The organism is Paractinoplanes pyxinae (genome assembly GCF_026626335.1).
Classification (GTDB): domain Bacteria; phylum Actinomycetota; class Actinomycetes; order Mycobacteriales; family Micromonosporaceae; genus Actinoplanes; species Actinoplanes pyxinae.
The window spans coordinates 295799-321604 of sequence record NZ_JAPNTZ010000001.1 but is presented as its reverse complement, the minus strand read 5'-3'; the positions used below and the strand labels follow the sequence as shown (position 1 = coordinate 321604).

The window sequence follows — 25806 nt, the reverse complement described above, 5'->3', positions numbered from 1 at the left end:
CCGCCCGTACGGGTCAGGCCTCGAACCGGGTACGGCGGCGCCGCGCCACGAAGAAGCCGAGCACACCGGCGGCCACCAGCACCGCGCCGGCCCCGCCGAACAGCGCGGTCTGCGAGCCGGTGATCGGCAGGCTGCCGCCGCCGCCCTGACCGCCGCTGCCCGCACCGGCGACCGGGTTGATGACGATCGCCGCGGTGTCGTTCTTCTTGTTGGTGTCCTTCGCGAACCGCTCGCACTGGCACGGCGGGTTGACCTCGACCAGCCCCTTGGCGTTCGTGACGTCGGCGGTCAACTGGACGCCGAATTTCCACAGCACAGTCGTCTTGGCCTTGAACAGCGGCGAGCTGAAGCAGACGTACTGAAGGGCCTTGGGGTTGGTTTTGACGCTGTCGTCCTCGGCCTTGGTGCAGCCGTCGGGAACGCTGACGACCTTCGCCTGGGCCGGGATGGTGACGATGACGGTGGCGGCGGCCGATCCGATGCGGCTGGCGTCCCGGGTGGCCGGGCCGTTGTTGCGGGTGCCGACCGGCAGGGTGACGGTGTCGCCCTTCGCGCCCTTGGCGGTCGCGCCCACCGCGGCGAAGTCGGTGCCCTGCCGGCCGAGCACCTTGATCTCGACGTTCTGCCAGTTGTTGTCCAGGTCGGGGTCGGTCTGCTGAACCTCCCGGGCCGAGGCCTGCGCGGTCAGACCGAGCTTGCCGCCCTTACCCGCGCGGCCGGGGCCCTCGTAGCCGGCCTTGTCCATGTACTCGAGCAGGTCCTGGTAGTCGTCGCCGGTCAACCACTGCATTTCCCCGTACGCGCCACCCGGCGCCGCCGTGTCCGGCCGCAGCCGGTAGGGCAGGCTGGTCCGGTAGGTCGCGCCCGGCTGCAGGTCCTGCTCGAACAGGCAGGTGTTGACCTGGCCGTCGCTGTACCGGCAGTTCGAGAACTCCCGGGCCGACGAGAAGGCGTAGTCGGTGTTGAAGATGATCGCCGCGCCGTGCAGCACCTTGTCGCTGGTGTTGGTCACCTGCAGCTTGGCGTCGAAGCCGGCGCCGGCCTTGACGCTGATCTTGCTGCCCTTGCCCGCGGCGAGGTCGACGCCCTCGGCCACGGTCACGCCGGCCGTGGTGGTGACCTTCGCGATGCCGTCGGCGGTGAACGTCGTGGTGATCTTGCCGGTCTTGCCCAGCGCGGTCTTGGCCGCGGTCAGCTCGGCCTCGAAGTAGCCGATCACCCCGTCCGGCCCGAGGTCGAACTCGAACGGCAGCGAGCAGGTCAGCTTCGTCGCGCCGTCGGCCTGGCAGTCGCCGAACTCGTCGGCCTTGAAGGCGACGCCGTCCAGGTCGCCGGAGAGCTCGAAGGTCATCGCCGTGTTGTAGAGGACCGTGTCCTTCTCGGCGAACAGGATCGGCGCGACCTGGGTGCCGGCGCCGGCCGCGACAGCGACATCCGGCAGCACGACGTCAACGCTGGGCGCGGCCGCGGAGGCGGGCGCCGCTGCGGTGGGCGCCGCCGCAGAGGCGGGCGCAGCGAATGCAAAGGCCGCCGCGGCGGCACCAGCCAGGGCGCCGAAAGCCATGCGCCGGCCAAAGAAGCGGGACATTGAAGAGGGGCCTCCCGTGAAGGGCTCCACCGGTGGAGCTGACGCATCATAGGAGAAAGTCGATCAACCCGCTGCCCCGGTGGGCAGGGTCAGAATCATGGTCAGTCCGCCGCCCGGAGTGTGTTCGGGGACGAGGGTGCCGCCCATGGCCTCGGTGAGGCCTCGGGAGAGGGCCAGACCGAGCCCGACGCCGGTGTGGTTGTCGCGGTCGCCGAGGCGCTGGAAGGGCAGGAACACGTCGTCCCAGCGGTCCTCGGGGATGCCGGGGCCGTGGTCGATGACGCGCAGCTGCAGGGTGGAACCGAGGGTGCTGGCCGTGATGGCCGGCGGTCGGCCGGCCGGGCTGTAGCGCAACGCGTTGGCGACCAGGTTGATCAGGATCTGGTCGAGCAGTCCGGGGTCGGCGTGCAGCGGGGGCAGGTCGTCGGGGATGTGCACGGCGACCTTGCGTCCCTCCGGTCCGAGTTCGTCCAATGCCCGGGGTACGGCGTCCTCGGCGCCGAGGTCGACGGCGTTCACGCCGAGCGCGCCCGCCTGCAGCCGGCTCATGTCCAGCAGGTTGGTGACCAGCCGGACGAGCCGGTCGAGGGATTCGTCGGCCGTGGCGAGCAGTTCGCGCCGGTCGTGCTCGTCGAAGTGGACCTCGTCGCTGCGCAGGCTTTCGACCGCCGCCTTGGCGGAGGCCAACGGCGTACGCAAATCGTGGCTGACCGCGGCGAGCAGGGCCGTCCGCATGCGGTCGGCCTCGGCCAGAGGTTTGGCCGTGGCCGCTTCAGCGGCAAGCTGTTCCTGGCGTAAGGCAAGCGTTGCCTGCGCGGCGAACGCTTCCACGATGCGGCGGTCGGAGGCTTCGAGCGGGTGGCCGCGCAGCAGCATGGTCACGTTGTCGTCGACCTTCACCTCGACGTCGGGAGTCTTCGTCGACTCCCCCACCTGGGCCGCGACAACGCCACGGTCGAGCAGAGTCACCGAGTCGAGGGTGAACGTCTCGCGCAGCCGCTCGAGCAGTGCCATCAACGGCCGCTCCCCGCGCAGGACGCTGCCCGCGACGGTGGCCAGCGTCTGCGCGTCGGCGGAGGCGGCCGCGGCCTGCCGCGTCTTGCGGGCCGCGGTGTCGACGACCCAGCTCACCGCCAGCGCCACCACCACGAAGATGGCCAGAGCCAGCAGGTTCTCGCTGCGGGCGATGGTGAATTTGCCGAACGGCGGCGTGAAGAACCAGTTGAGCAGCAACGAACTGGCCACCGCGGCCAGCAGCGCCGGCCACAAACCGCCGATCAGCGCGACACCGACAACGGCGGCCAGGAACAGCAGGATGTCGTTGGTGAGCGACGTCGACGGACCGAGGTCGAGCGCCGCGGTCAACGCGGGCAGCCCGAGCACCGCGGTGAGCAGCCCGGCCACCCGGCGCCGGCGAGACAGCGCGGCCGGCAACCGCCGACGCCGGCGCCCCTGCGCGGCCCGCTCGTGCGGCACCAGATGCACGTCGATCGAGCCGGACATCGCGGTCGTGGTGACCCCGACGCCGGCCGAGAACAACTGAGCGAACTTCCCCCGGCTGGACGCGCCCAGCACGATCTGCGTGGCGTTCACCCCACCCGCGAAGTCGAGCAGCGCCCGCGGCACGTCCGCCCCCACCACCTGGTGATAGGTGCCGCCCAGACTCTCGACCAGAACCCGCTGCCGGGCCAGCACAGCCGGATCCGCCCCGGCCAGCCCGTCGTTGCGGGTGACGTGCACGGCCATCAGGTCGGCGCCCTTGTCGCGCGCGGCGATCCGGGCGGCCCGGCGAATCAGGGTGTCGCCCTCGCGGCCGCCGGTGAGCGCCACGACAATCCGTTCCCGGGTTTCCCACGTGGCGCTGATGTCGTTGTCGGCGCGGTACTTGTCGAGCTGTTCCTCGACCTTGTCGGCCAGCCACAGCAGGGCCAGCTCACGCAGTGCGGTCAGATTTCCCGTACGGAAGTAATTGCCCAGCGCAGCGTCGATCTTCTCCGGTTGATAGATGTTGCCGTGGGCCATCCGCCGGCGCAGCGCCTCCGGCGTCATGTCGACCAGCTCGACCTGCTCGGCCGCCCGCACCACCGCATCCGGCACGGTCTCGCGCTGCTCCGCACCCGTGATGTGAGCGACCACGTCGTTCAGCGATTCCAGGTGCTGAATGTTGACCGTGGTCAGCACGTCGATGCCCGCGTTCAGCAGCTCGTCGACGTCCTGCCACCGTTTGGCATGCTTCGACCCGGGCACGTTGGTGTGCGCGAGCTCGTCCACGACGGCCAGCTCGGGCTTACGGGCCAGCATCGCGCCGAGGTCCATCTCGGTGAACTCGGCGCCCCGATACTCGACGGTGCGGCGCGGCACCACTTCCAGATCCCCGATCATGGCCCGGGTGTGCTGACGGCCGTGCGTCTCGACCAGCCCGACCACCACGTCGGTGCCCCGCGCAGCCCGCCGATGCGCCTCCTCCAACATCGTGTAGGTCTTGCCGACGCCGGGCGCAGCGCCCAGGAAGATCCGCAATTCACCGCGTGCCATCTGTTCCGCTCTCGATCCCATCAACCTGTTGCCGACCGCCCATGACCAAGGTGAAGGCCGTTCCGCCCCGGGTCCAGCTTGACGGTTGGTCCAGCTTTCGGGGACGACTCGGGGTGGTGACGTCTCAGGTCCAGAGGTCCCGGCCGGACGTGTCCAACGTGAGAAGGTCTTCGTGCAACGCGTCGAGGTGACGCCCGGTGGGATGGCCGTCCGGGCCGGTCTCGACCAGCGCCCACCCGGGGCGGCCTTCCTCCGCGAGGCGGGCGAGCAGGGCGAAGGCCGTCTCGTAGGCGACCGCACGGGCCAGCCGGGCCACGTCCTGAGGGCTGCCACCGGCTTCGACAACGCGCCTGGCCGCGGGAATGTTGCCGACACCGTCACGCCAGCTGTCGATCATCTCGGGCCAGATCGCCCGCAGGAACCGGTAGCGAGCCAGCTGGGGACGGTTCTCGCTGATCTCGGACTCCGCCCAAGCCCGGGGATCGTCGCATCCCCACTCGTCCAGGGTGGTCAAGATCTGCTCCGCACGCCGACGGTCCTCGACGGAGAGCGCCTGAAGCCAAGCCCGATCATCACTCATGCGCCAGATTGAAGCACTGGTCACGGCCGGCTCGGTCCCGCGTCGCGCGACCGGGTCGGTCCCCGCTCCGCGGACAGGCTGCTTATCAGTGCGCAGTAGACGTCCGCGGACCACCCCCACCCCAGCACTGGGTGGGGCAGAGTTAAGCAGTCCGGCCCGACAATGTTCGGCGGTTGTCCACAGATTCAGCCGTCGACGCGAGCCAGATATGCACAGGCGGCGCCGGTGCGGGCGGAAGCAGTCCGCGTCCTGCTGGTCATCCCCGGCCGGGGCGAGGCCGACCAGCGCCGACGCCGGCTGGACCAGCGCCCGCCTCGATGAAGAGGGCCGGCGACTCGCCAACCGTCACGTGAGTGCTGGTTGGGAAGTTCTCGAGGCGCGACCGCTGGCCTCCTCCGCATGAGCAATCCACGCAGCGCGTGGGAAAGCGGTGTTCGCAGCGCCACCGACTGGCGGGAATTCGGCAACTGCCGGCGGTGAAGGGGGCGATTCGCAGGATAGTGACGAGGGTGGGCCATGAGGCAATCGCCGACGGCACTCTCGCCTACCCCGGCGTCTCCACAGGTCGGCGTCGCGGGCCGCACCGCGTGAATCCCGCCGTGCATGTCGTCGAGCGGGCCGGCACGTTGTCGAGAAACAGGTTCAGCCAAGGAGCATGGCGGCGACCCGAGCCTCCACAAGCGGGTGTTCGCAACGCCTGGCCCCCGTCGAGCGAGAGGTTCAGGGTGGCGATGACCTTGCGCATCGGATGGGCATGCCCCCTGTGCCGGGGTGGCACAGGGGGCGACCAGAAACGCAGAAGCGGGGTTACTCCGCCTTGTGGGCGGCCTTGCTGGTGTCGACCGTGGCGTCGACGTCGTCGTGGGTTGAGGCCGAATGGCGGGCGTTGTGGCCCGCAACGGCCGGGCGGCGGCTGAGCAGGAACAGGGCCGCGATGATGAGGATGGCGCCGAGGACGGCCAGGATGATGGGGCCCCACAGGCCGACCAGGTTGAGCTTCTGGCGGTTGTCGCCCGAGGTGTCGGCGGCGCTCTTGATGGTGTCGTCGGTGTAGGTGAAGGTGGCGTCGAGGATCGAGACCGACTGGCCGTTGTCGCCGACCAGGTTCTTGCTCTGCTTCTCTTGCACCTTCAGGTACTGGCCGGTGGTGGGCTCGACCCACACCGTACGCGTGTTGCTGTAGCGCACCTCGCCGGTCTTGGCCCCCTTCAGCAGCTGGGAGGTCAGCACCTGGAGCCGGTCGGCCGGGAGCTTCTGCACCTCGTCGCTGATCTGCTGGGTGAACTGGTACGCCTCGAGGCCTTCGATCTTCTCGGTGCCCGTGAACTTGGCCGGGCGGGCGGCCAGGATGTCCCGGTCGTAGATCTCGTAGTCCTTCTTCTCGGTGGCGAAGGGGAACTTGTAGATCTGGCCCGAGTACTGGACCGCTTCCTGGTTGTTGCCGGTGTCGAGCCACGCCTTGTCCCACGGCTGGGCGGCCGCGGACTTGCGGTCGATGGCCAGCGACGTGCTGTACGCGCTGATCAGCGTGTTGGTGTCGGTCCGCATGACCTGCTGGCCGACCAGCCAGACGACCGCGTCGCCGTCCAGCGGCTCGCTCAGTTCCGAGGTGGTCTTGGCATCGGGCGTCACGGTGATCGTCGAGCGCAGTTCCACGCCCTCCACCACCTCGGCCTTGCCGCTGGTGATCTGCAGGAAGCGCGCGTTGGGGGCCACGGCGACCGACTGCGTGGGCTTCATGTCGTAGGGCAGTTGTTCCACAGTGGGTGCCACGACGAAGGCCAGCCCGGCGGCGAACACCAACGCCAGAACACCGAGACCGAAGAGCGCGGCGCCGAGGACACGGGACTTCATGGTGCCTCCACGAGGTGGGGAAAGACGGAGTTGGCGGAAGGTTACTACTCAGTAGGTCCGGAAGCGACCCCTGAACGGCATCTTGTTGAAACGCAGAATTATTCGGTTGTTGCGCAGCGTCGCAACACGACCGTGAAGTTCCACGTCAAGGCCTCGCGGAGGAGTGGCACCCGGGCCACCCAGCAGGCCCAGCGCGGATGGTACCGGGGAAGCACATCGATGATCGTGACCGCCCCGGCCCGGCGCGCCGCGTTCGTCCAGCGCATGCTCCGGGCCGCGCTGATGGCGAACAGCGTCTCGCCGATGCGGTTCTTGGGCTCCTGGCCGTTGCGGCGAACGTAGCGGCGCCGGGCGCCCTTGCCGCCGAGCAGCAGATGCCACGGCCCGGTCTCGTGGCCGCCGTGCGGGGACAGCCACGGCGTGTACGAAACGAAGATCGTGCCGCCCGGCTTGGTCACCCGCGTCATCTCGTCGAGCATGGCCTCGGGCTCGGCCACGTGCTCGAGGACGTTGGACGAGTAGCAGACGTCGACCGAGCCCGACCTGATCGGCAGGGCGGTGCCGCTGCCCCGGACCATGCCGCGCACCTCGGCCCCGGACGCGGCGAAGTCGCCGACCGCCGGGTCGAGCCCGTGGTACGTGGCGCCGGCCTTCTCGAACTCGTTGCCGAAGTAGCCCGGCCCACCGCCGACATCGAGCACCCGGGCCCCGTCCAGCTCCACGTAGGAGGCCAGCTGGCGCACCGAGTCCCCGGCGAGCTCGGAGTAGAACCGGTCAGGGTCGGACTGCTCCACCAGGAACGCGCGGAACAGCGAGATCGACCGGCTCAGCGTCGCCTGGTGGGGTGCCAACGATTTCCTCCGTGGACTCGACCGGCGGCGCCGGATCCTTACGACGGCGGCTGGACGGCGCGGCGGTGGCCGCCACCGCGCAGACGGCCGCCAGCATGGCCAACTGCACCCAGGCGCCGTACGCCCATTCCTGACCGTGGCCGAGCAGGCGCCCGCCGACGGCGACCGCGAAGCCCGCCCCGGCGCAGGTGAAAGCGATGCCCGGCAGTGCTCGGGGGAACACCTGGCGCACGATGAGCATGGCCAGCAGCAGCGACGCGCCGGCCGCCCCGCCGAGGACGACGGCCAGCGCCAGCAGCGGCACGACCATCCATCCGGCTCCGCCCGGCACGCCCCGGAACATCCAGCCCTGCGGCGGCCAGTTCCGGCTGAGCCGGCGTCCGCGTACCGGAATGAGGGCCATCAGCAGCACCAGCAGGATGCAGGCGGCGCCGACGGCGAGGCCCAGGCGGTAGGGGCGGTCGGGGGTGAACTCGAGCGTCACGCTGCCGCCGGCGCCGGCCGGAACCACGAAGGCCTGCTGCCAGCCGTCGACGCGTACGGCGCGCAGTTTCTGCCCGCCCAGATCGGCCGTCCAGCCCGCGTTGTAGTTCTCGTGCACCAGCAGCAGCGATTCCACGCCGTTGCCGACGGCGACGCGCCGGTCGGTCGGCTCCCACCGGTCGACCTCGACGGGTCGCTCGGTCACCGCCGCGGCTTTGCCCCGGGCGAGGGTGGCCGAGTCGATGACGTACGCCGCCGAAGGCACCGTCCGCAGCCGGTGCTCACCGGCCGGCAACGGCACCGATTCGCTCACGAAGTCGTCGCACACGGTCACCTTGAGCGCGCGCCCGGCCCGCACGTCGCCCAGCGTGCCCGCGACCGAGGTCGGGTAGGACACCCCGTCGATCTCGACGCTCGGCCCCGTCCCGCAGCGGGTCAGCAGCGGTGTGCTGTCGGCGGCCGGGGTGATCAGCTTGCCGAACGCGGGCACCTCGACCTCGGCCACACCGGCCGGCGCGGGCCAGCCGTTGCCGCGAGCGTCGGCCACGACCTCCTGGCTGCCGGTGATCGCGATGGCGAGCTGTTTCGTGGTGACGGCCGGGAACACCACCAGGCCGTCGTCGCCCACCGGAACCACTGTCTTGAAGCTCGGCGTGGTGATCAGCACCTGGGTCGGCTTGGCCGCGACCGGCGCGTCCGGGACGACCAGGCGCACCCGGTCCAGCCGGCGGGGCTTGGCCCACGACAGCCGCAGGGTCGGCGTCTCGTCGGTGGGCTCGGCCAGCCAGGCGGTGGACGGGTCGCCATCGACCGCCGCGTGCGCGCCGGCCGTGACGTCGCCGGTCAGCACCGAGGAGGCCGAGGCCGACACCGGCCGGGTCAGCGGCAGCGTGCCGCCGGGCCGGGGCTGGGCGGTCAGGCGCAACGTGTAGTTCGCGGTGGCAGTGGTGGTGAAAAACCGGTCGAGGCCCAGCGGCTCCTCGCCCGAGCGGGCCAGGAACTGGTCGCAGCGCACGACTTCGCCGGCCGGGTAGCAGGCGCCGCGCTGCTGGGGGGCCCGCTCGAACGCGTAGACCGCGGTCGCGCCGGCCGGGACGTCGGCCGGCACCCGCAGGCCGCGCTGGGCGTCCAGACCGGGGATGCCGAGCTCACGCAGGGCCACCGCACCGGAGTAGCCGGGCTGCAGGGCCAGCACGGTGACCCGTACGGTCGTGGTCAGACCGGGCAAGGTGGAGAGCTGGTGCTTCCCGGGGCCGGCCGGGACGACGCGATCGACCACGCCCTGGTCGGTGGTCAGCCGCACGGCCGCCACCGGGGCCGCGACGCGCAGGTCGTCGGCGAAGTCGACGGTCACCTCGGTCACCCGCTGCGGCGTCTCCAGCTTCACCTCGAGCCACTGCCCCACCGCGGACTGGTAGGCGTCGGAGCGCCACGCCGTCGACACGTCGCCGTCGAGCGCCGCGAACGGCAGCCCGGACGGGTCACTCGGGCCGAACGAGTCGGCGAAGCTCTCGCTGCTGGACGCCCGCACCGAGCGCACACCCTGGTACGCGGCGACCGTCTGGTGGCCGTCGGCGTCGAAGGGCAGGAAGTCACTGCGTACGCGGCCCTGGCGGGTCTTCTCGTCGGCCGTCAGGGTCTGGCTGACGTTATCGCGCATCCGGCCGATGTTGAGCTCGCGCCGCCGCAGCCCGTCGGTCACGATGCGCGGCCCGGTGAAGCCGGCCGCGTCGAGGTCGCCCGCCAGCACCGTGGGCTGGGCGCCGTTCACCAGGCCCTGTTCGAGCACGCCGAGCAGGGATTCCGGCCCGCCGCTGACCGTCGGCACGTCCTTGACCGCGGTGGCCGAGACGGTCGGCACCGGGCGGTCGACCTCGAAGATCTCGATGGCCGGCACCGAGACGCTCGCGTCGACCGGGCTGGGCGCCGCCCCGGCCGCACCCACCTGCGGGCCGAACGAGGCCGCCGGCACCAGGCCGGGCGAGCCGGTGATGGCCCGGCGCACGACCGCGATCGGCGGGGCGCCCGAGGCCGACCGGTCGAGGTCGTGACGCACCAGCAGGTAGCGGTAGCCGGAGCGGGCCAGGAAGTCGGCCAGGGCGGGCGATCCGCGACCCTGGGCCAGCACCTGCTCGACGGTGTCCATGACCCGGATGTTGCCCTCGGAGCCGAGCGGGATCTGGTGCCGGGTCGACCACGGCGCCTCGGCCAGCGGCTGGATGGGCTCGTCGACCGTACGGCCCCAGGAGTGCTGGGCGAAGCCGGATCCGGGCACGACCAGCGTACGGGCCTGGGCGTCCTGGTCGTGCAGCCACGAGGTGGCCTGGCTCCAGTAGCCGGGCACCTGCGACCAGCCCGGCCCGGGGCGCAGCACGAACAGCCAGGCCGGGGCGATCGCGGCCAGCAGCAACGCGGCCACCACCGGAGCGGCCGGCAGCCGCAGACGCAGCCGGCGCAGGACGACCGCCCGGCTGGCCACATAGGTCAGGCCGAGCGCGATCGGCAGGCGCAGCACCGGCTCGAACTTGTGCACGTTGCGCAGCGGGGCCAGCGGGCCGTCGAGCAGGTCGCGCATCAGCGGCGCGAACGGGCTGTCCATGGTGCCGACGTAGCCCATGGTCAGCAGGGTCAGGCCGGTCAGCATGCCGAAGACCAGGAACCGCTTCTCGGGCAGGCCGCGCAGGGCCAGCCCGGCCAGGCCGACGGCGGCCACCAGCGCGGTCGCGGCCATCAGCACCGGCCGGTCGACCAGCATCCAGCCGGCCGGCCACCACGGCTCACCCTGGACGATGTAGCCGCTCCACTGGTTGGTGCCGCGGATCGCCTGGAACAGCGAGGTGATCGCGGTGGTGGTCGCGGAGGACTCGATGTAGTCCAGGAACGGCAGGCTGTACTGGCCGAACAGGAACAGCGGGATGATCCACCACAGGGCGGCCAGCGTGACGAAGACCGTCCACCACGCGGTCAGCTTGACCATGTCCCGGTTCCAGGGCCGGGTCAGCAGATAGACGCCGGGCAGCACCAGGGCCATCACGACGGCGGCGGCGTTGATGCCGCCCATGAAGATCACGGCCAGGGCGGAGAGTGCCGCCGCGCGCCGGGCCGAACCTATCCGGCGTACGGACGCCAGCGGCAGCATCACCCAGGGCAGCACGACGACCGGCAGCATCTCGGACGAGAGCGGCCCGATCTCGGTGAGCATGCGGGGCGCCAGCGCGTAGGCCAGGGCGCCGATGATCCGGCCGGTGTCGTTGCCGATCCGCATGGCCCGGGCCAGCAGCAGCACGCCGAAGTAGGCGGCGCAGAACAGCAGCGCGCACCAGACCCGCTGGGTGATCCACGGCGGCACGCCGAGCAGGTCGCCGGCCGCGAAGAACGGGCCCATCGGGAACAGGTAGCCGTACGCCTGCTGCTGCAGTTCGCCCGAGGTGGCCCACGGGTTCCACAGGTGCAGCGAGCGCGCCATGAAGCCGATCGGGTTCTCGGCCAGGTCGAGCTTGGTGTCGAAGGTGGTGCGCCCCGGCCGCTGCAGGAAGGCCAGGACAATCAGCAGCACGGCCCCGGCGGCGACGGCCAGGCGGCGCGGGCGCTCGGCGACGGCGGTCATCGGCGGCACTTCGGCGGCAGGCAGCTGAACTCGGCCAGCGCGGTGAAGAAGATCTGGCGGATGCCGGACGGCTCCTTGGTCAGCGCCACCTGGCCGCCGGTGGCTCGGGCGATCTGCTGCAACTCGTCCGGGTCGATCTCGGGGCCGACGCCGATGAACAGGATCGGCACCGGGCGCTTGCGGTCGACCAGGCCGCCCAGCTCGCGCAGCAGCACCTCGCGCTTGATGCCGCGCTGGTCGTCGTCGCGCCCGTCGGTCAGGATCAGCACCATGTTGATCCGGCCCGGCGTCCAGTTGCGGGTGGCGTCCCGGTACGCGGCCAGCGTGGTGTCGTAGAGGCCGGTGCCCCCGTTCGGCTTGACCCGCATCCGGCCCAGCTGCTCGATGATCTGCGCGCGGCGCGGGCCGACCGGGCCGACCGGCACCGTCTCGCGGTAGTCGCGCCCGTCGGTGAGGTTGGTCGAGAACTCCCAGATGCCGATCTCGGTGGTGCCCAGCAGCAGCTTGGCCCCGCCCTGGGCGGCCGCCACGGTGGCCGACAGCCGCGTCGCCGACGAGCCCGGCACCTGCGCCGCCATCGAGCCCGAGATGTCGAAGACGGCCAGCATCCGGGCGCTGATGTGCACCCCGCCCCACGCGTTGACCAGGTTCAGGGCGGTGGTGTCGTCGGGCAGCCGGGCGGGCGCGTAGACGCCGGTGCGCACCTTGGTGGCGGCGGTGATGCCGTCCGGGGCCCGCCCGTCCGGGGTCCGCAAACCGTTGCCGGTCATGGTCCGGGCGCCCTCGGCGGCGAGCAGCGCGCGCAGGAACGAGGCCGCGCCTTCGCTCGCTTCGCCCGAACCGAGAACGGCGTACGGGTAGTCGGGGCCGGGCAGCGCGGCCGGCGGATACACCGCCACCTGGCCCGGACCGCTGAGCACGGCCTGCTCGGTGCTGACGACCGCGCCCGATCCGGCGGGTTTCCCGGCGCCGTCCGACACCGTGTCCGGGGCCAGGCGGCGCATGATCGCCGCCGCGCCGGCCGCCACGTCGTCGGGCCGGGTCTTGGCGGCCAGGGCCCGGATGCCGACCAGCGCCGCGAAGCCGAGCGGGCTGATCGCCGGGTCGGGCAGCGCCACCGGCACCGGCGCCTTCGCGTCGGCCACCAACCGGGTCCAGTTCAGCGCGCCGCTGCGGCTCAGCCGGGCGGCCGTGGCGCTGGTCAGGGCCAGCACGACCGGGGTCGAGGCGACGGACACGCCCTCGGCCGGCACCTGGAACGCGCCGGCCGCCCGGGCCCGCCGCAGCCACAGCGTCGACTCGGGCAGCCACACGTCGGGCGCCGGCGTGGCGGCCGGGGCCGAGGTGGGCGCGGCCGACGCCGGATCGGTCCTGGACAGGTCACGCAGGACGTCGGCCGACGGGCGGGCCTCGACGACGACGGTCAGGCAGGTCTCGCGCCCGGCCAGCCGCTCGGCGACCGTCTCGGCGGCCGGGGCCACGCTCGGCGCGGCGGCGACCCGCAGGGTCGTGCGCTCGGCGCAGCCGGGGTCGCTGCGAGTGCGCTCCAAATAGGAGATGGCACTCCATCCGCCGAGCACGGCGACCAGCGCGACGCTCAGCAGCGTGACCGGCCAGAACTCCGGTCGCGCGCGGAGACTCCCGTCGGCCACTGGTCTCTTCCCTCCATCGACGAAGGCGTTGCGGTTTCTCGGCAGGCTGCCCTAATGTGACGCGACCGTGAATCGTACTCGCCAGTAGGGGTGTGAACGAGTAGACCATGACCGATGTCTTCGGCGCCCACGTACTGTTCCTGAACTGGCGGGACACTGCCCACCCGGAGGGGGGCGGTTCGGAGGTGTTCCTCGAGCGGGTGGCCGCCGAAATGGTTTCCCGGGGCTACCGCGCGACCCTCGTCTGTCAGGCCTACGGCGTGGCGCCGGCCGAGGAGACGAACCCGGACGGCCTCCGGATCGTCCGCCGCGGCGGTCGGCACACCGTATACCTCTTCGCGGCGTTGATCTACCTCGCGGGCCTGTTCGGAATCGGTCCGTTGTCGCGGCGCCGACTGGGCCGCCCGGACGTCATCGTCGACGTCGGCAACGGCATCCCGTTCCTCAGCAAGCTCTACGCCCGGCGGCCGGTGATCGCGCTGGTGCACCACGTGCACCGGGAGCAGTGGCCGGTGCTGTTCAGCCCCCGGGTGGCCCGGATCGGCTGGTGGATCGAGTCCAAGCTGGCCGTCCGGGTCTACCGCCGGTGCCGCTACGTCACGGTCTCGGAGTCGACCCGGGGCGAGCTGACCGGCCTCGGCGTCGACCGGCACCGGATCACCGTCATCCACAACGGCACGTCCGCCGTGGTCGGTCCCGAGGTGCCGCGCACGCTGCACCCCAGCCTGATCGTTCTCGGACGCCTGGTTCCGCACAAGCGGGTCGAGCTGGCCATGCGGGCGACCGCGCTGCTGGCCACCGAGATGCCCGACATCGAGCTGGTGGTCGCCGGGCACGGGTGGTGGGACGAGCCGCTGCGCCAGCTCGCGGAAGACTTGGACATCGAGAAGCACGTGCGGTTCGCCGGTTTCATCACCGAGGAGCACAAGCACGAGCTGCTGTGCGGCTCGTGGCTGATGCTGCAGCCCTCGATCAAGGAGGGCTGGGGACTGACCATCGTGGAGGCCGGCGCGCGGGGCACGCCGTCGGTGGCTTTCCGCTCCGCGGGCGGCGTGGTCGACGCGATGGCCGACGGGGAGACCGGCGTGCTGGTCGAGGACGAGTTCGACTTCTTCCGGGCCACCCGCGAGCTGCTGCTGGACGCTCAGCGGAGGGCGAGCATGGGCTGCGCCGCCGCCTCGTACGCCCGGCGCTTCACCTGGGCGATGACCGGTGAGGCCTTCGCCCAGGTGGTCGCCGGGCACCTTCCCGCGGCTCAGCCGGGGAAGTCGGGTCAGCGGGTTCCGTAGACGCTCGTCGCGGGATCGACGATCTCGCTCGTCTGGGCGACGCGGTCGGCGGACGGGTTGACCGCGCCCATGGTGGCGATGATGCCCACGGCGCCGAGAATGCCCCCGGCGACCAGGGCGACAACGATCGTTGCCAGCTTGGCCATGCTTTTTCTCCCTCCCCGGTTCGAGTTGGCGGACCCTACCATGATCTTCGCCGCGTCCGCAGGAGCGCGAGCGCATAGAAGATCACGACTACGGCGAAGGCCGCGTGGGCGGCCAGCGCGAATATACGCCGGTCGAAGTTCGCTGGTGAAGTGGATGTTACCGACGAGTTCGACCAGAGCTGCAGATACTCTCCCGCATAGGCGGGCCGGAGTCCAGCCAGGACTTCGGCGGGCGGTCCGGCCCCCGCGCCGACGCGCACCAGCACCCAGCGGAAGCCCAGTTCGGCGGCGGGCCGGCCGGCCGCGAGATGCCGCTGGACCTCGGCCGCGCGCGGGCTCTCCCCGTCGACGGTCACGGTTCCGACACGCAGGGCGTCGTTGATCAGCACCGGGGCGTCCAGGTAGCGGGGCGCCGGGTCGCGCACCACCACGCCGTCCGTCCAGGAATAGCTCTGGTAGCCCTCGAACGGCAGCGAGAGCACGTCGCCGGGCGCTGCGGCTACTTGCCGGGCCACGGCGTCCCAGTCGGCCGGGTAGTGGACCGGCTTGAGCGCGCCGAGGCCGCCGAAGGCCAGATCGGGCATGACCGCCACGGGCAGCAGCAGGAGCCCGCCCAGCAGCACCCGGCCCGCCGACGGCTCGAAGCGGCGGGCCAGGGCGCCGGCCAGCCGCTCGGCGCCGGCCCCGAAGGCCAGGGCGAGGATCAACGCGTACGGGATGAGGAACTTCTGCCCGTCGCGCAGCAGTCCGCCGCCCGGCACGTGCCCGACCACCCACTCCAGCAGGGGCTCACCGGGCCCGGAGCCCAGGGCAGCCAGCACGAATCCGCCCGCGGCCAGAATCAGCAACCGGTCGGTCAGACCGGGCAGGCGGCGGCGCAGCAGCGGCAGACCCACCGCCGCGATGGCGAGCAGCAGCAACGTCACCACGGGCGTCAGCACCGAGGCGCGGCTGGCCGGCACGGTCGAGGCGTTCCACAGTCCACCGGTGCCGGCCAGCGACCACCAGGCGCCGGCCCAGTTCTCGGCCCGGGCGGCGAAGGCGGGCACCCCCTCGGGATCGGAGACGCCGCCGGCCGGCCCGGTCAGCGCGGCCACCAGCCACGGCAAGTTGAGCCCGGCCACCGACACAAATGCGATCCAGGTGGCCCGCGACCGCAGCGGCAGCAGCACCAGGACGGCGGCCAGCGCGATCAGCCCGCCGGTGGGCGTCACGGCCGCGAGCGCGGACGCGAGCACCAGCCGGGGCAGCCCGCCCGGACGGTGGTCGCGCACGTCGCGGGCGGCCGAGACGAGCCAGGGCAGGGCGGCGTACGCGAGAAGCAGTGCCCACTGCCCGAGCAGCAGCCGTTCGGCCAGGAAGGGCGTCCACGCGTACGCGAGAGCCGCCACCAGCCGCGGCCCGGTGCGCGCGGCCGGCATCAACCGGGCCGCCCCGAGCGCGGCCAGATAGACCACCGCCACCAGCACGATCCGCTGCAGCAGCCAGCCCGGGATCGCCACGTTGGCCAGCGACACCAGCGCGTCCAGCGGCACCGCCCGCGGCAGCGAGTCCGCCGGGGCCAGCATCTCCCAGTTCAGCGGCTGCCGCGGCACGAACACCATGTCGTACCGCAGCGCGTAGCCGGGCCAGGCCAGCGGGGCCAGGACGACCGCGGTGACCGCGCCGGCGACGGCGTGCGTTCTCACCCGACCGGCTGGGGCACCAGCGTGCCGATCTCGATCTCGTCGGTGCAGATGTTGGCCGCCGGGTCGTCGGCCTTCAGGGTCGCCTCGTCGCCGCCGGCCAGCATCAGGACGAACATCGCGTTCAGGCCGCGGCGCACCGCGAACGTGCGGGCCGGGTGGTCCCCGACCTGGACCGTGGCCGTGGTCTCCTTGTCGCTGAGATAGCCGATCCGCAGCACCTGCCAGTAGTCGACGACCTCGGACTGCAGCGGGATGCGGACCGTGCGGCCCTTGGTCACCTGGTAGCCGCAGCCCTTCACCGGGCCGGGCTCGGCCCGCACGCCGTCGACCCAGGCCGGGCGGATGTGCCCCGAGGCGTCGAAGATGGACAGCCGCTGGGCCTCGGTGACGAAGACCGGCTCCTTCTCGAGCGGGCCGAAGAACCGCGACTGCATGTTCCACGGGCTCGACATGCTCGGCACCACCTCCTCGGGCACCGGCTGATCCATGAAGACGGTGCCCGCCTCGGCCATGGAAAGATCGGCTTGCGCGGTACGGAGGTAGTCGCGCCCGGATTTCTCGGACCAGTCGGACGAGAAGTCGACGCTGCTGAGGACGCTACTGGCGAGCAGCAGAACCGCGGCCGCCGCCGCCAACGGCACCGGCGCCCGGCGCTCTTCAACAGTGTCGTCAGTCCGCCGCAGGCCGCATATCGCGAAGCCGACGCAAAGAGCCGCGACCACGATGACGTCGCCCAGGTAGCGCGGCACCAGGCCGGCCACCCCGCTGAAGCCCGAGCCGAGCCGGGTCGCCGCCAGCAGGCCGCCGGCCAGCCCGGTGAACAACACCAGCAGGGTCCACGCGCGCACCGCCACCCAGCGGCGCCACCAGATCGTCCCGGCCACCAGCGCCAGCATCAGCATCCAGGACGCCCAGCGGGCGGCCGTCGTCGGCGCCACCACCGCGGTGCCGTCGCCCGCGGCCAGCCAGCTCCACGGCCCGCCGAGCAGCCCGGGGGCCAGCGCTTCGCCGAAGTACTGCCCGAAGAACGTGCCCACCTCCCCCGCCGACGACGGTTGCCGCAGCGTGGAGGCGGTCGACATGGCCAGGTAGGCGCCCAGGTAGACGAGCGCGATGACGGTCAGCAGCAGCCAGGACTGCCACCAGCGCCGGATCGTCGTGACCAACGCGCGGATCGGGCCGCCGGGGGCGTACAGGCAGAGCGCGACCAGGAACACGAGCGGGATCGCGAACAGCACCTTCTCGAAGAACAGCAGGCCGACCAGCACCGCGGCGGCCAGCGAGACCAGGTGGTGGCGGTCGCCCGTGCGCATGTAACGCACCTGGGCCCCGACGGCCAGGATCATCGCGAGCTGCATGGGCAGCAGGTTGACGCCGACCGCCCACCAGGCCGTGACCTCGAGGGTCAGCGGGTTGAAGACCAGTACGCAGAGCGGCAGCAGCAGCCCCCACCCGGCCGGCAGCATCAGCTTGAGCAGGCGGTAGAAGGCGATCCCGACGGCGAGCTGGCCCAGCAGCATGAGCACGAGCAGCGGCGTGTAGTCGTAGCCGGCCAGCCGCTCGACGGCCAGCGTGATCAGCCGCCCGCCCGGCATGAAGTGGTTGTTGTAGAGCCCGAACAGATGCTCGAAGTCCAGCCCGTACGCGTCGGCCTGGGACATGATCGGGAAGTCGTCGATGGCCAGGAAGCCCCGGTGCGAGACGACCGCCCGCCAGGCCACGCTGAGCAGGATGAGCACGCCCGCGACGACATCGACGGGATTCCTCAGAACACGGTTCACGAGCGGCGCTCCGGGCGGAACAGGACCATGTTGACGTAGCGCGGACGCGGCCACACCACCCGGCGGGCGAAGCTCTGCCCGACCCGGGCCAGGGCCTGGCGCTGATGGCCGATCAGGTCGAATTCGGACAGCGGGATCCAACGGCCGGACGGCATCACGTACGGCCGGTAGCCCCACCCGCCGAGCAGCTCGAGCACCGGCTCGACCGGCTGGATCCGCTCCTCGAGCTCGACGATCAGCAGCGGCTTGTCCCGCCGCAACGTGCGCTCGGCGCCGCGCAACGCCGGCACCTCGTGCCCCTCCACGTCGATCTTCAGGAACCGGACGTCGGTCAGCTCCAGCTCGTCCAGGACGATCCGCCGGACCGTCACCGCGCGCCCGGTCGGCTGCTCGAGCGACGAGGTGCCGGTGCCCGGGCCGCCCGGCGGCAGGTACAGCTCGGCCGTGCCGGCGTGATCGGAGGCGACCGCCTCGACCACCCGCACGTCCGGGAAAGCGGTGGCGACACTGTGGGCCAGCTCGGCCGTCGGCTCGATCGCGACGACCCGGTCGGCGATCCGGCGCAGGCCGCGGGTCCACGGCCCGTACCAGGCGCCGACATCGACGGCGGTGCCGCCTCGTGACGCGTACGAGGCGAGCCGCGCCAGCTCCGGTTCGACCCGGGGATAGGCGAATCGCACCGCCGCCGCGACCGTGCGCGACGGCAGTGCCGAGCTCAAGTGGGTGGAGAGGGTGCCGGCCATGGTGACGAACCATAGTGCCTGTTTCGCACATGGGTAGACCCGAAGTTGACTCACGAGTAACCTCCAGGCACCGAAGTGAAGGGAGCCGTGTGTGGACGTCTGCGTCGTGGGTGGTTGCGGCCGTGTCGGGCTGCCCCTGGGCATCGCGCTGGCCTCGCGCGGACTCTCCGTCGTGTTGTACGACATCGATGCGACAGCCGTCGATCGGGTCAACCGGGCAGTGATGCCCTTCGCTGAACACGGCGCGGCCGAGCTGCTGGCCGAGGCGGTCGCGGCGGGCCGGCTGACGGCCACCACCGACTCGTCGAGCGTGGGCCGGGCCGACGCGCTGATCGTCGTGGTCGGCACCCCGGTCGACGAGCACCTCAACCCCGACCTGGGCGCGGTGCCCCGGGCCATCGAGCGCGGCGTCGAGCATCTGCGCGACGGTCAGCTCATCGTGCTGCGCAGCACGGTCTACCCCGGCGTCACCGCGCTGACCGAGCGGCTGCTGGCCGGCCGCGGGCTGAAGGTGGACGTCGCGTTCTGCCCGGAGCGGATCGCCGAGGGCAAGGCGATGACCGAGCTCTTCGAGCTGCCGCAGATCGTCGCCGCGCGTACGCCGCAAGCCCTGGACAGGGCCGAGAAGCTGTTCCGCACCCTGACCGACTCGATCGTCCGGCTCGAGCCGGAGGAGGCCGAGCTGGCCAAGCTGTTCACCAACACCTGGCGCTATCTGAAGTTCGCCGCGGCCAACCAGTTCTGGATGATGGCCAACGACTTCGGGCTCGACTTCGCGCGGATCCGGCACGCGGTCACCTTCGAGTACCCGCGGGCCGACGACCTGCCGATGCCGGGCTTCGCGGCCGGGCCGTGCCTGCTCAAGGACACGATGCAGCTGGCCGCGTTCAACCGGAACAACTTCGTGCTGGGCCACTCGGCGATGCTGATCAACGAGGGGCTGCCGCTGTATCTGGTGTCGCGGCTGGAAGACCGGTTCGATCTGAGCGAGCTGACCGTAGGCATCCTGGGCATGGCGTTCAAGGGTGGCAGCGACGACTCCCGCGACAGCCTCGCCTACAAGCTGCGGAAAATCCTGATGCTGAAGGCGCGCGAGACGCTGTGCACCGACCCGCACGTGCGCGACGACCGCTTCCTGCCGCTCGACGACGTGCTGAAACGGGCCGACCTGCTGATCATCGCGGCCCCGCACGCGCAGTACGCCGAGCTCGAGACGGACACGCCGCTGATCGACATGTGGGGGCTGACCGGAACGGGCGTGCTGGTGTGACGCCCCGGGTCTCGGTGGTCATCCCCGTCTACAACGAGGGCGAGGACGTCGTCCGCCACCTGCAGCGCATCCTGCGCGAGGTGCTGCTGCCGGCGGAAATCCTCGTGGTGCACGACATGCCCGAGGACACGACAGTGCCGTACGCGCAGCAACTCGCGGAGCACGACCCTCGGGTGCGGACGGTCCTCAACACGTACGGGCGGGGGCCGGCCAACGCCATCCGGTTCGGCATCGACGCCGCCGCGGCGCCGGTCGCCGTGGTCACCATGGCCGACGGCTGCGACGACCCCCGGCAGATCGACGACCTGGCCCGGCTGGTCGACCGGGGCGTCGTGGTGGCCGCGGCCTCGCGCTACATGCCGGGCGGGCAGCAGGTGGGCGGGCCGCGGTTCAAGCGGATGGCCTCGCGCTGGGCCGGGCGCACCCTGTGGTGGCTGGCCCGGGTGGGCACCCGGGACGCGACGAACAGCTTCAAGGCGTACGACACGTCCTTCGTCCGGGAAGTGGGCATCGAGTCCAACACCGGGTTCGAGATCGGCATCGAACTGACCGCCAAGGCGACCCGCATGCGCCGCCCGGTGGCCGAGATCCCGACGATCTGGCTCGACCGGCAGCTGGGTCAGTCCAACTTCGACGTGGGCCGGTTCATGCCGAGCTATCTGCGCTGGTACTTCTTCGCGTTCGGCCCCCGGCTGACCGACGACCAGCTCGCCGCCCGCTGGGCCGCCCGCAAGCCGGACACCGCTGTCAAGAAAGAGAGCACCCGCACGTGACGAAGGTTCTGGTCACCGGCTCGGCCGGGTTCATCGGCGGCTACCTGGTCGAGGAACTTCTCGGCCGGGGGCACGAGGTGGTGGGCCTCGACGACTACTCGAAGTACGGCAAGGTGGCGCACGCCTACGACGACCACCCGCGTTTCCGGTTCGTCGAGGGCGACGCCCGCGACCCGCGGCTGGTCGGCGAGCTGCTCGAGGGCTGCGACCACTTCATCGCGGGCGCGGCCATGATCGGCGGCATCTCGTACTTCCACACGTACGCGTACGACCTGCTGGCCACCAACGAGCGGATCATGGCGTCCTCGTGCGACGCGGCCATCGCCGCCCACCGGGACGGCCGGCTGCAGAAGGTCACCTACATCTCGTCGTCCATGGTGTACGAGTCGACCGACCGCTGGCCGAGCAAGGAGGGCGACGAGAAGGCCGTTCCGCCGCCCCGCTCCTCGTACGGGTTCCAGAAGCTGGCCGTCGAGTACTACGCCCGCGCCGCCTGGGATCAGTACCAGCTGCCGTACACGATCGTCCGGCCGTTCAACTGCGTCGGCGTCGGCGAGGGCCGCGCCCTGGGCAACGCCGAGGTGCTGTCGGGCAACGTCAAGCTGGCCATGTCGCACGTCGTGCCGGACCTGGTGCAGAAGGTCCTCAAGGGACAGGACCCGCTGCACGTCCTGGGCTCCGGCGAACAGGTGCGGCATTACACGTACGGCGGTGATCTGGCCCGCGGCATCGTCACCGCCATGGAGCACGAGGCCGCCCGGAACGAGGACTTCAACCTCTCGACCGCGCAGTCGACGACGGTGCTCGAACTGGCCGAGCTGATCTGGCGCAAGGTCAAGGGAGCCGAGGTGCCCTTCCGCCACGTCAGCGACGAGCCGTTCGCGCACGACGTGGCCATGCGGGTGCCCGACGTGACCAAGGCCCGCGACGTGCTCGGCTTCACCGCCGGCACGACGCTCGACGACATGCTCGACGAGGTGATCCCGTGGATCACGCGAGCGGTCGCGGAGGGCCGACTCTGAAGACCCGCATCGGGCTGTCCGGCGCGGCGGTCACGGTCGCGGGCGCGGTCACCAACGCCTTCGGGTACGTGGTGCCGGTGCTGGGCGCCCGCCGGCTGAGCGCGGCCGAGCTGGGCGCGCTGGCCACCGTGCTGGCCATCGTCGCGATCGCCTCGGTGCCCGGCACCGGCCTGCAGATCGCGATGGCGGTGCGCCGGGCCCGCCACCCCGGCGCCACCGCCGGCCGTGTCGCCCTGATCACCGCGCTCGTGTGCGGCGGCGCGGTTCTGTTGCTGACGCCGGTGGCCGGCCCGCTGCTCGACCTGCCGCCGGTGCTGATTCCGCTGCTGGCCGTCTACACCTTCGCGATCGTCCTCAGTGGCCGACGGCTCGGCGAGCTGCAGGGCGACGAGCGCTTCCTGCGGCTGGCGCTGGGCATGTCGGTGCTGGCCGCGGGCCGGTACATCGGCCTCGTCGCCGGTCTGGTGCTGGGACTCGGCCTGACCGGCTCGGTGCTGCTGGCCACGGTGCTGGCGCTGGGCGTGCCGCCGGTGCTGGCGGTCATGGCCCGTACGCCCGGCGCCCCGCCCGGCGACCACGGCCTCACCGCGCGGCAGGTCTTCACCGCCGGCTCGGCCACCCTGGCCATGCTGGCCGTCTCGTACGCCGACGTGATCCTGGCCCGCCACCTGCTGCCGGCCGACGCGTCCGGCGCCTACGCGGTCGGCGCCGTGCTGACCAAGGGCGCGCTGTGGGCCCCGCAGGTGGTCACCGTGCTGGCCCTGCCCAAGCTGGCCCAGGGCAGCCGCCGCGCCCTGCTGATCGCGGCCGGCCTGGTCGCCGGCTGCGGCGCCGTGCTGATCGCGGCGTCCGCCCTCGCCGGCGGCCTGGCCTTCCACCTGGCCGGTGGTGACGACTACACCGGCCTCGGCCGGTATGCCCCCGTCTTCGCCACCACCGGCGCCCTCTACGCGCTGGTCTTCGTGCTGGTCAACGCCCAGGTGGCGGCGGGCGGCCGCTGGCCCTCGGCTCCCCTGTGGGCCGCCACCGCCGCCCTCGTGGTCACCACGGAATGGCTCGTGCCGCCCACGCTGCCCGCCATCATGTGGTCGGCCGCGGGCGCCGCCGCCCTCGCCCTGACCGGCACCGCCCTGGCCCTGCGCCGCACAACCGCCTAGCAGGTGGTGACGGCGGTGCCGCCGCCCTCGTTGAAGAAGACGCGCTGGCACTTCGGGGCGAACGGGTCGTGCACCTCGACCCAGACGGTGTTCTGCTTGGGCACGTACCAGCCGCCCTGGTACCAGTCGTCGGTGTCGCCCTCGGCGATGTTGCCGAAGTTGATGGTCACCGGTTGCGGGGGTGACACCTGGTTCCAGTTCACCCCGTGCCAGACGACGTTGGTCAGCAGGTCGGTGTGGCCGCCACGGGCCAGCGGGATGTTCCAGACCCGCCATGCGTCGACGCGGTAGGTCAGGTCGTCCCGCTCGTCGTTGGAGTTGATGAAGACGCAGGCCGCGAACGAGAACGTGCCGTCCGTGTTCTTCACGGTCTTGCAGACGTCGCGGTTGACCGGCGCCGCCGCGGCCGGCGTGGCGATCAGGCCGGCCAGCACGGCCGCCGAGGCGGCCACGGTGACCGCCCGGCGCAGCAGATTTGCCCCCATGAGAATCCCTTTCAATTGGCATCGGAGGCCTCACGAAAGCAGACCGGTTCCGCGGCGCGGAAGGGTTCGGGGCCCGATCTCCCACCACCGCAGCAGGCATCTCATACCAGCGTTGTAGTTGCCGGCCGGCGGGGCGGGTCAGCCGGCCGGGCGGGTACGGTCGCGAGCCGAGGCGTCCATGCCGTGAGCCTTCAGGCCGGCCCGGGTGAAGCCGGACCGGACCGGGTGCGGGGCCTGCTCGGCGAACGGGACGGTGACCAGGAAGGCGGCGCCGCAGGGCTGGTTGGGCTCGTAGCTGACGTCCAGCCCGCTCGCCTCGGCCAGCTGCCGCACCAGGTAGAGGCCGAGACCGGTGCCGGCCGTGGTGGTGGCGACCCCGCTCTCGGCCCGGGCGAACCGGTCGAACAGGTGGGGCACGAAGGCTTCCGGCACGCCCTCGCCGTGGTCGGCGACCCGGATCTCGACGTGGTCGCGGCGGTTGGCCACGGTCACCACGATCGGCGGCTTGCCGTACTTGGTGGCGTTGGCCAGCAGGTTGCCCAGGATCAGTTCGAGCAGCTTGCCGTCGGCCAGGCCGCGGGTCTGGTCGGGAGCGACGACGGTGGTCGGCGTGGCCTCGCCGGCCTGGGTGGCGCTGACCACCGAGCGGACCAGGTGGCAGAGGTCGACGCTGACCGGCCGGGCTCGCATGGCGCCGGCGTCCAGGCGGGCCAGGGTGAGGACGTCGTTGACCAGTTCGCTGGCCCGATGACCGGCGGCCGTGATGCGTACGACGTCGCCGTGCTTGTCCTGCTCGGGCGCGACCTCCCAGTCCTCCAGCAGCAGCTCGCCCAGCCCCACGATCTTGGTCAGCGGCTGCTGGACGTCGTGGCTGAGCATGGCGATGAAGTCGGCCAGGTTGGCGTTGGCCTCCTGCAGCTGGTGGGCCCGCTCGGCCAGCTCGGCCTCGTTGGCCAGCCGGGCCCGTTCCAGGGCGTGGCGCTCGGTCATGTCGACGATGTGGGTGGCGAAGTGCGTGGGCAGGCCGTCGCTGTCGCGCAGCACGGCGCTGGTGATCGAGGCCTCGATGACGTGCCCGTCGGCGTGCAGGAACCGATGGTCGAGGCGGATGCCCTCGACGCCCTGCTCGAACCAGTCCCGGCCGTGGTCGCGCACCCGGTCGACGTCGTCCGGGTGGATCAGGTCGATGTAGTGGCGGCCGATGAGGTCGGCCTCGGACCGGCCGAACAGCTGGCAGGCGACCGGGTTGACGCGGACCAGCCGGCCGTGGGTGTCGGTGAGGGTCATGCCGACGGCGGCGTCGTCGAAGACCTTCCGGAACCGCTGCTCGCTGGTGGCCAGCTCCTGGCGGCTGCGCCGGGCCCGGGCGATGGCCGCGACCACCAGCAGCCCCACCGCCGCCGCGCCGATCAGGGCGGCCCGGCCGGCGATCTCGCTGCCGGCCTGCGCCGCGTACAGCACGTTCTCGCTGACCGTGGCCGACAGCTGCCACGGTGTGCCGGCGATGGGGACGACCGTGTATCGCCACCACTGCCCGCCGGCCCGGTACCGGCTGTGCGCCTTCTGCTTCACGGCCGCCGCCAGCGGCGCGTTCTCGCCGGCCAGGGTGGGGATGGCGCCGATGCTCAGGGGCCGGTTGGCGGCCACGATGCTGCCGGTGGAGTCGACCAGCTGAATCTGCGCTCCGGCCAGGGACAGAGCGCTGCTCAGGTACGCCGACAGCGGGCTGTCCCGGATCGCGACCGCGCCCGAGAACACGCGCCGGCCGGCCATGGAGTCGAACGGCACGGCGAAGGCCACCACCGGCTCGCCCCGGACGGCGGACCGCACGACCGGCGACACCGCCGGGATGCCCTGGTTCAGGGCAGTGCGCAGATGCCCGTACCGGGAAGCCAGATCCTGGCCGATCGCCCTCGGGTCGGCCGGCGTGACCTGCACCGCCCGGCCGCGCGAGTCGAGCAGCACCGCGGCCGGATAGCCGAACCCGGCGACGGCCTGCTTGAACTGTGACGCCTCGACCGTGGCGCCGGTCAGCGACGCCCGGGCCTGCACGCCTTCGCGCTGGATGAGGTCGGCGGTGTAGCTGGTGACGAAGTCCCGCATCAGCGCGACCCGCAGCTCGAACCGCTGCGCCGTGGCCTGCCGGCTGTTGTGCTGCTGCCACAGCAGCCCGGTCGTCGCCACCAGGGCCACCAGCAGCCAGATCAGCAGGGGCAGGGCCGCGGACCGCCAATAGCCGAGCGCACCGCGAGCCCACCGCATACTCCCTCCATCGGCAGCCTGCCGGAAAGGACTGAGCGGC

General features: G+C 71.7%; 18 protein-coding genes. 5 read left to right on the top strand and 13 right to left on the bottom strand.

Translation table 11 applies throughout. The features are described from left to right. Positions 1-13: 13 nt before the first annotated feature. The 7 genes from OWR29_RS01445 to OWR29_RS01415 form a co-directional block, all read right to left on the bottom strand. A complete protein-coding gene (locus OWR29_RS01445; RefSeq protein ID WP_267560408.1) occupies positions 14-1444 on the bottom strand; it encodes an LPXTG cell wall anchor domain-containing protein in 1431 nt (476 codons plus the stop codon). Between the two features lie 207 nt (positions 1445-1651). Beyond that, entirely contained in the window at positions 1652-4123 is a 2472-nt protein-coding gene (locus OWR29_RS01440; RefSeq protein ID WP_267560407.1) for a DUF4118 domain-containing protein, read from the bottom strand. Positions 4124-4247: 124 nt separating this feature from the next. After that, the gene (locus OWR29_RS01435) at positions 4248-4703 is read right to left on the bottom strand and encodes a hypothetical protein (protein WP_267560406.1); all 456 of its coding nucleotides are present in this window, start codon (positions 4701-4703) and stop codon (positions 4248-4250) included. 807 nt (positions 4704-5510) lie between these two features. After that, positions 5511-6557, bottom strand: a complete 1047-nt coding sequence (pgfA, locus tag OWR29_RS01430; protein ID WP_267560405.1) for a cell envelope lipid trafficking protein PgfA — start codon at positions 6555-6557, stop codon at positions 5511-5513. Between the two features lie 98 nt (positions 6558-6655). Beyond that, on the bottom strand, positions 6656-7408 hold the full coding sequence (locus OWR29_RS01425) for a class I SAM-dependent methyltransferase (protein ID WP_267560403.1): 753 nt from the start codon (positions 7406-7408) through the stop codon (positions 6656-6658). Continuing rightward, positions 7332-11498, bottom strand: coding sequence for an alpha-(1->3)-arabinofuranosyltransferase domain-containing protein (locus OWR29_RS01420; RefSeq protein WP_267560402.1), 4167 nt, complete (start codon positions 11496-11498; stop codon positions 7332-7334). The genes OWR29_RS01425 and OWR29_RS01420 overlap by 77 nt, the downstream gene beginning before the upstream one ends. Beyond that, complete coding sequence (locus OWR29_RS01415) at positions 11495-13150, bottom strand: substrate-binding domain-containing protein (RefSeq protein WP_267560400.1); 1656 nt, start codon at positions 13148-13150, stop codon at positions 11495-11497. The genes OWR29_RS01420 and OWR29_RS01415 overlap by 4 nt, the downstream gene beginning before the upstream one ends. Positions 13151-13257: 107 nt before the next feature. Here OWR29_RS01415 and OWR29_RS01410 point away from each other — a divergent pair, with 107 nt between their 5' ends. Next, entirely contained in the window at positions 13258-14439 is a 1182-nt protein-coding gene (locus OWR29_RS01410) for a glycosyltransferase family 4 protein (protein ID WP_267560399.1), read from the top strand. On the opposite strand, the gene OWR29_RS01405 is transcribed toward OWR29_RS01410, so the two are convergent. From OWR29_RS01405 to OWR29_RS01390, 4 genes are read right to left on the bottom strand one after another with little or no spacing between them, the layout of a single operon-like run. Beyond that, positions 14424-14585, bottom strand: coding sequence for a hypothetical protein (locus OWR29_RS01405; protein ID WP_267560398.1), 162 nt, complete (start codon positions 14583-14585; stop codon positions 14424-14426). The two genes, OWR29_RS01410 and OWR29_RS01405, sit on opposite strands and share 16 nt — an antisense overlap. A gap of 35 nt (positions 14586-14620) precedes the next feature. Further along, on the bottom strand, positions 14621-16321 hold the full coding sequence (locus OWR29_RS01400; protein WP_438872548.1) for an MmpA family trehalose lipid delivery protein: 1701 nt from the start codon (positions 16319-16321) through the stop codon (positions 14621-14623). Further along, a complete protein-coding gene (locus OWR29_RS01395) occupies positions 16270-18054 on the bottom strand; it encodes a hypothetical protein (RefSeq protein WP_267560396.1) in 1785 nt (594 codons plus the stop codon). Before OWR29_RS01395 ends, OWR29_RS01400 begins: the two co-directional genes overlap by 52 nt. Beyond that, entirely contained in the window at positions 18051-18797 is a 747-nt protein-coding gene (locus OWR29_RS01390; protein ID WP_267560395.1) for an FkbM family methyltransferase, read from the bottom strand. Before OWR29_RS01390 ends, OWR29_RS01395 begins: the two co-directional genes overlap by 4 nt. Positions 18798-18888: 91 nt before the next feature. Here OWR29_RS01390 and OWR29_RS01385 point away from each other — a divergent pair, with 91 nt between their 5' ends. Genes OWR29_RS01385 through OWR29_RS01370 form a run of 4 tightly spaced genes read left to right on the top strand, consistent with a single transcriptional unit; the run spans position 18889 to position 23019 of the window. After that, entirely contained in the window at positions 18889-20067 is a 1179-nt protein-coding gene (locus OWR29_RS01385) for a nucleotide sugar dehydrogenase (RefSeq protein WP_267560394.1), read from the top strand. Next, positions 20064-20840, top strand: a complete 777-nt coding sequence (locus OWR29_RS01380) for a glycosyltransferase family 2 protein (RefSeq protein ID WP_267560393.1) — start codon at positions 20064-20066, stop codon at positions 20838-20840. Before OWR29_RS01385 ends, OWR29_RS01380 begins: the two co-directional genes overlap by 4 nt. After that, on the top strand, positions 20837-21862 hold the full coding sequence (locus OWR29_RS01375) for an NAD-dependent epimerase/dehydratase family protein (RefSeq protein WP_267560392.1): 1026 nt from the start codon (positions 20837-20839) through the stop codon (positions 21860-21862). The genes OWR29_RS01380 and OWR29_RS01375 overlap by 4 nt, the downstream gene beginning before the upstream one ends. Next, positions 21826-23019 carry a lipopolysaccharide biosynthesis protein gene (locus OWR29_RS01370; protein WP_267560391.1) on the top strand — a complete coding sequence of 398 codons (1194 nt, stop codon included), beginning with the start codon at positions 21826-21828 and terminating at the stop codon, positions 23017-23019. The genes OWR29_RS01375 and OWR29_RS01370 overlap by 37 nt, the downstream gene beginning before the upstream one ends. Here OWR29_RS01370 and OWR29_RS01365 read toward each other — a convergent pair. Together OWR29_RS01365 and OWR29_RS01360 are read right to left on the bottom strand one after the other, a co-directional pair. Continuing rightward, the gene (locus OWR29_RS01365; protein WP_267560390.1) at positions 23016-23504 is read right to left on the bottom strand and encodes a hypothetical protein; all 489 of its coding nucleotides are present in this window, start codon (positions 23502-23504) and stop codon (positions 23016-23018) included. The two genes, OWR29_RS01370 and OWR29_RS01365, sit on opposite strands and share 4 nt — an antisense overlap. 138 nt (positions 23505-23642) lie before the next feature. Then, on the bottom strand, positions 23643-25766 hold the full coding sequence (locus tag OWR29_RS01360) for a sensor histidine kinase (protein WP_267560389.1): 2124 nt from the start codon (positions 25764-25766) through the stop codon (positions 23643-23645). Between the last annotated feature and the right edge of the window lie 40 nt (positions 25767-25806).

Coding starts and splice junctions, on each gene's coding strand:
- OWR29_RS01440 (WP_267560407.1), bottom strand. CDS start 4,123: ATGGCACGCGGTGAATTGCGGATCTTCCTGGGCGCTGCGCCCGGCGTC.
- OWR29_RS01435 (WP_267560406.1), bottom strand. CDS start 4,703: ATGAGTGATGATCGGGCTTGGCTTCAGGCGCTCTCCGTCGAGGACCGT.
- pgfA (WP_267560405.1), bottom strand. CDS start 6,557: ATGAAGTCCCGTGTCCTCGGCGCCGCGCTCTTCGGTCTCGGTGTTCTG.
- OWR29_RS01420 (WP_267560402.1), bottom strand. CDS start 11,498: ATGACCGCCGTCGCCGAGCGCCCGCGCCGCCTGGCCGTCGCCGCCGGG.
- OWR29_RS01410 (WP_267560399.1), top strand. CDS start 13,258: ATGACCGATGTCTTCGGCGCCCACGTACTGTTCCTGAACTGGCGGGAC.
- OWR29_RS01405 (WP_267560398.1), bottom strand. CDS start 14,585: ATGGCCAAGCTGGCAACGATCGTTGTCGCCCTGGTCGCCGGGGGCATT.
- OWR29_RS01390 (WP_267560395.1), bottom strand. CDS start 18,797: ATGGCCGGCACCCTCTCCACCCACTTGAGCTCGGCACTGCCGTCGCGC.
- OWR29_RS01365 (WP_267560390.1), bottom strand. CDS start 23,504: ATGGGGGCAAATCTGCTGCGCCGGGCGGTCACCGTGGCCGCCTCGGCG.
- OWR29_RS01360 (WP_267560389.1), bottom strand. CDS start 25,766: ATGCGGTGGGCTCGCGGTGCGCTCGGCTATTGGCGGTCCGCGGCCCTG.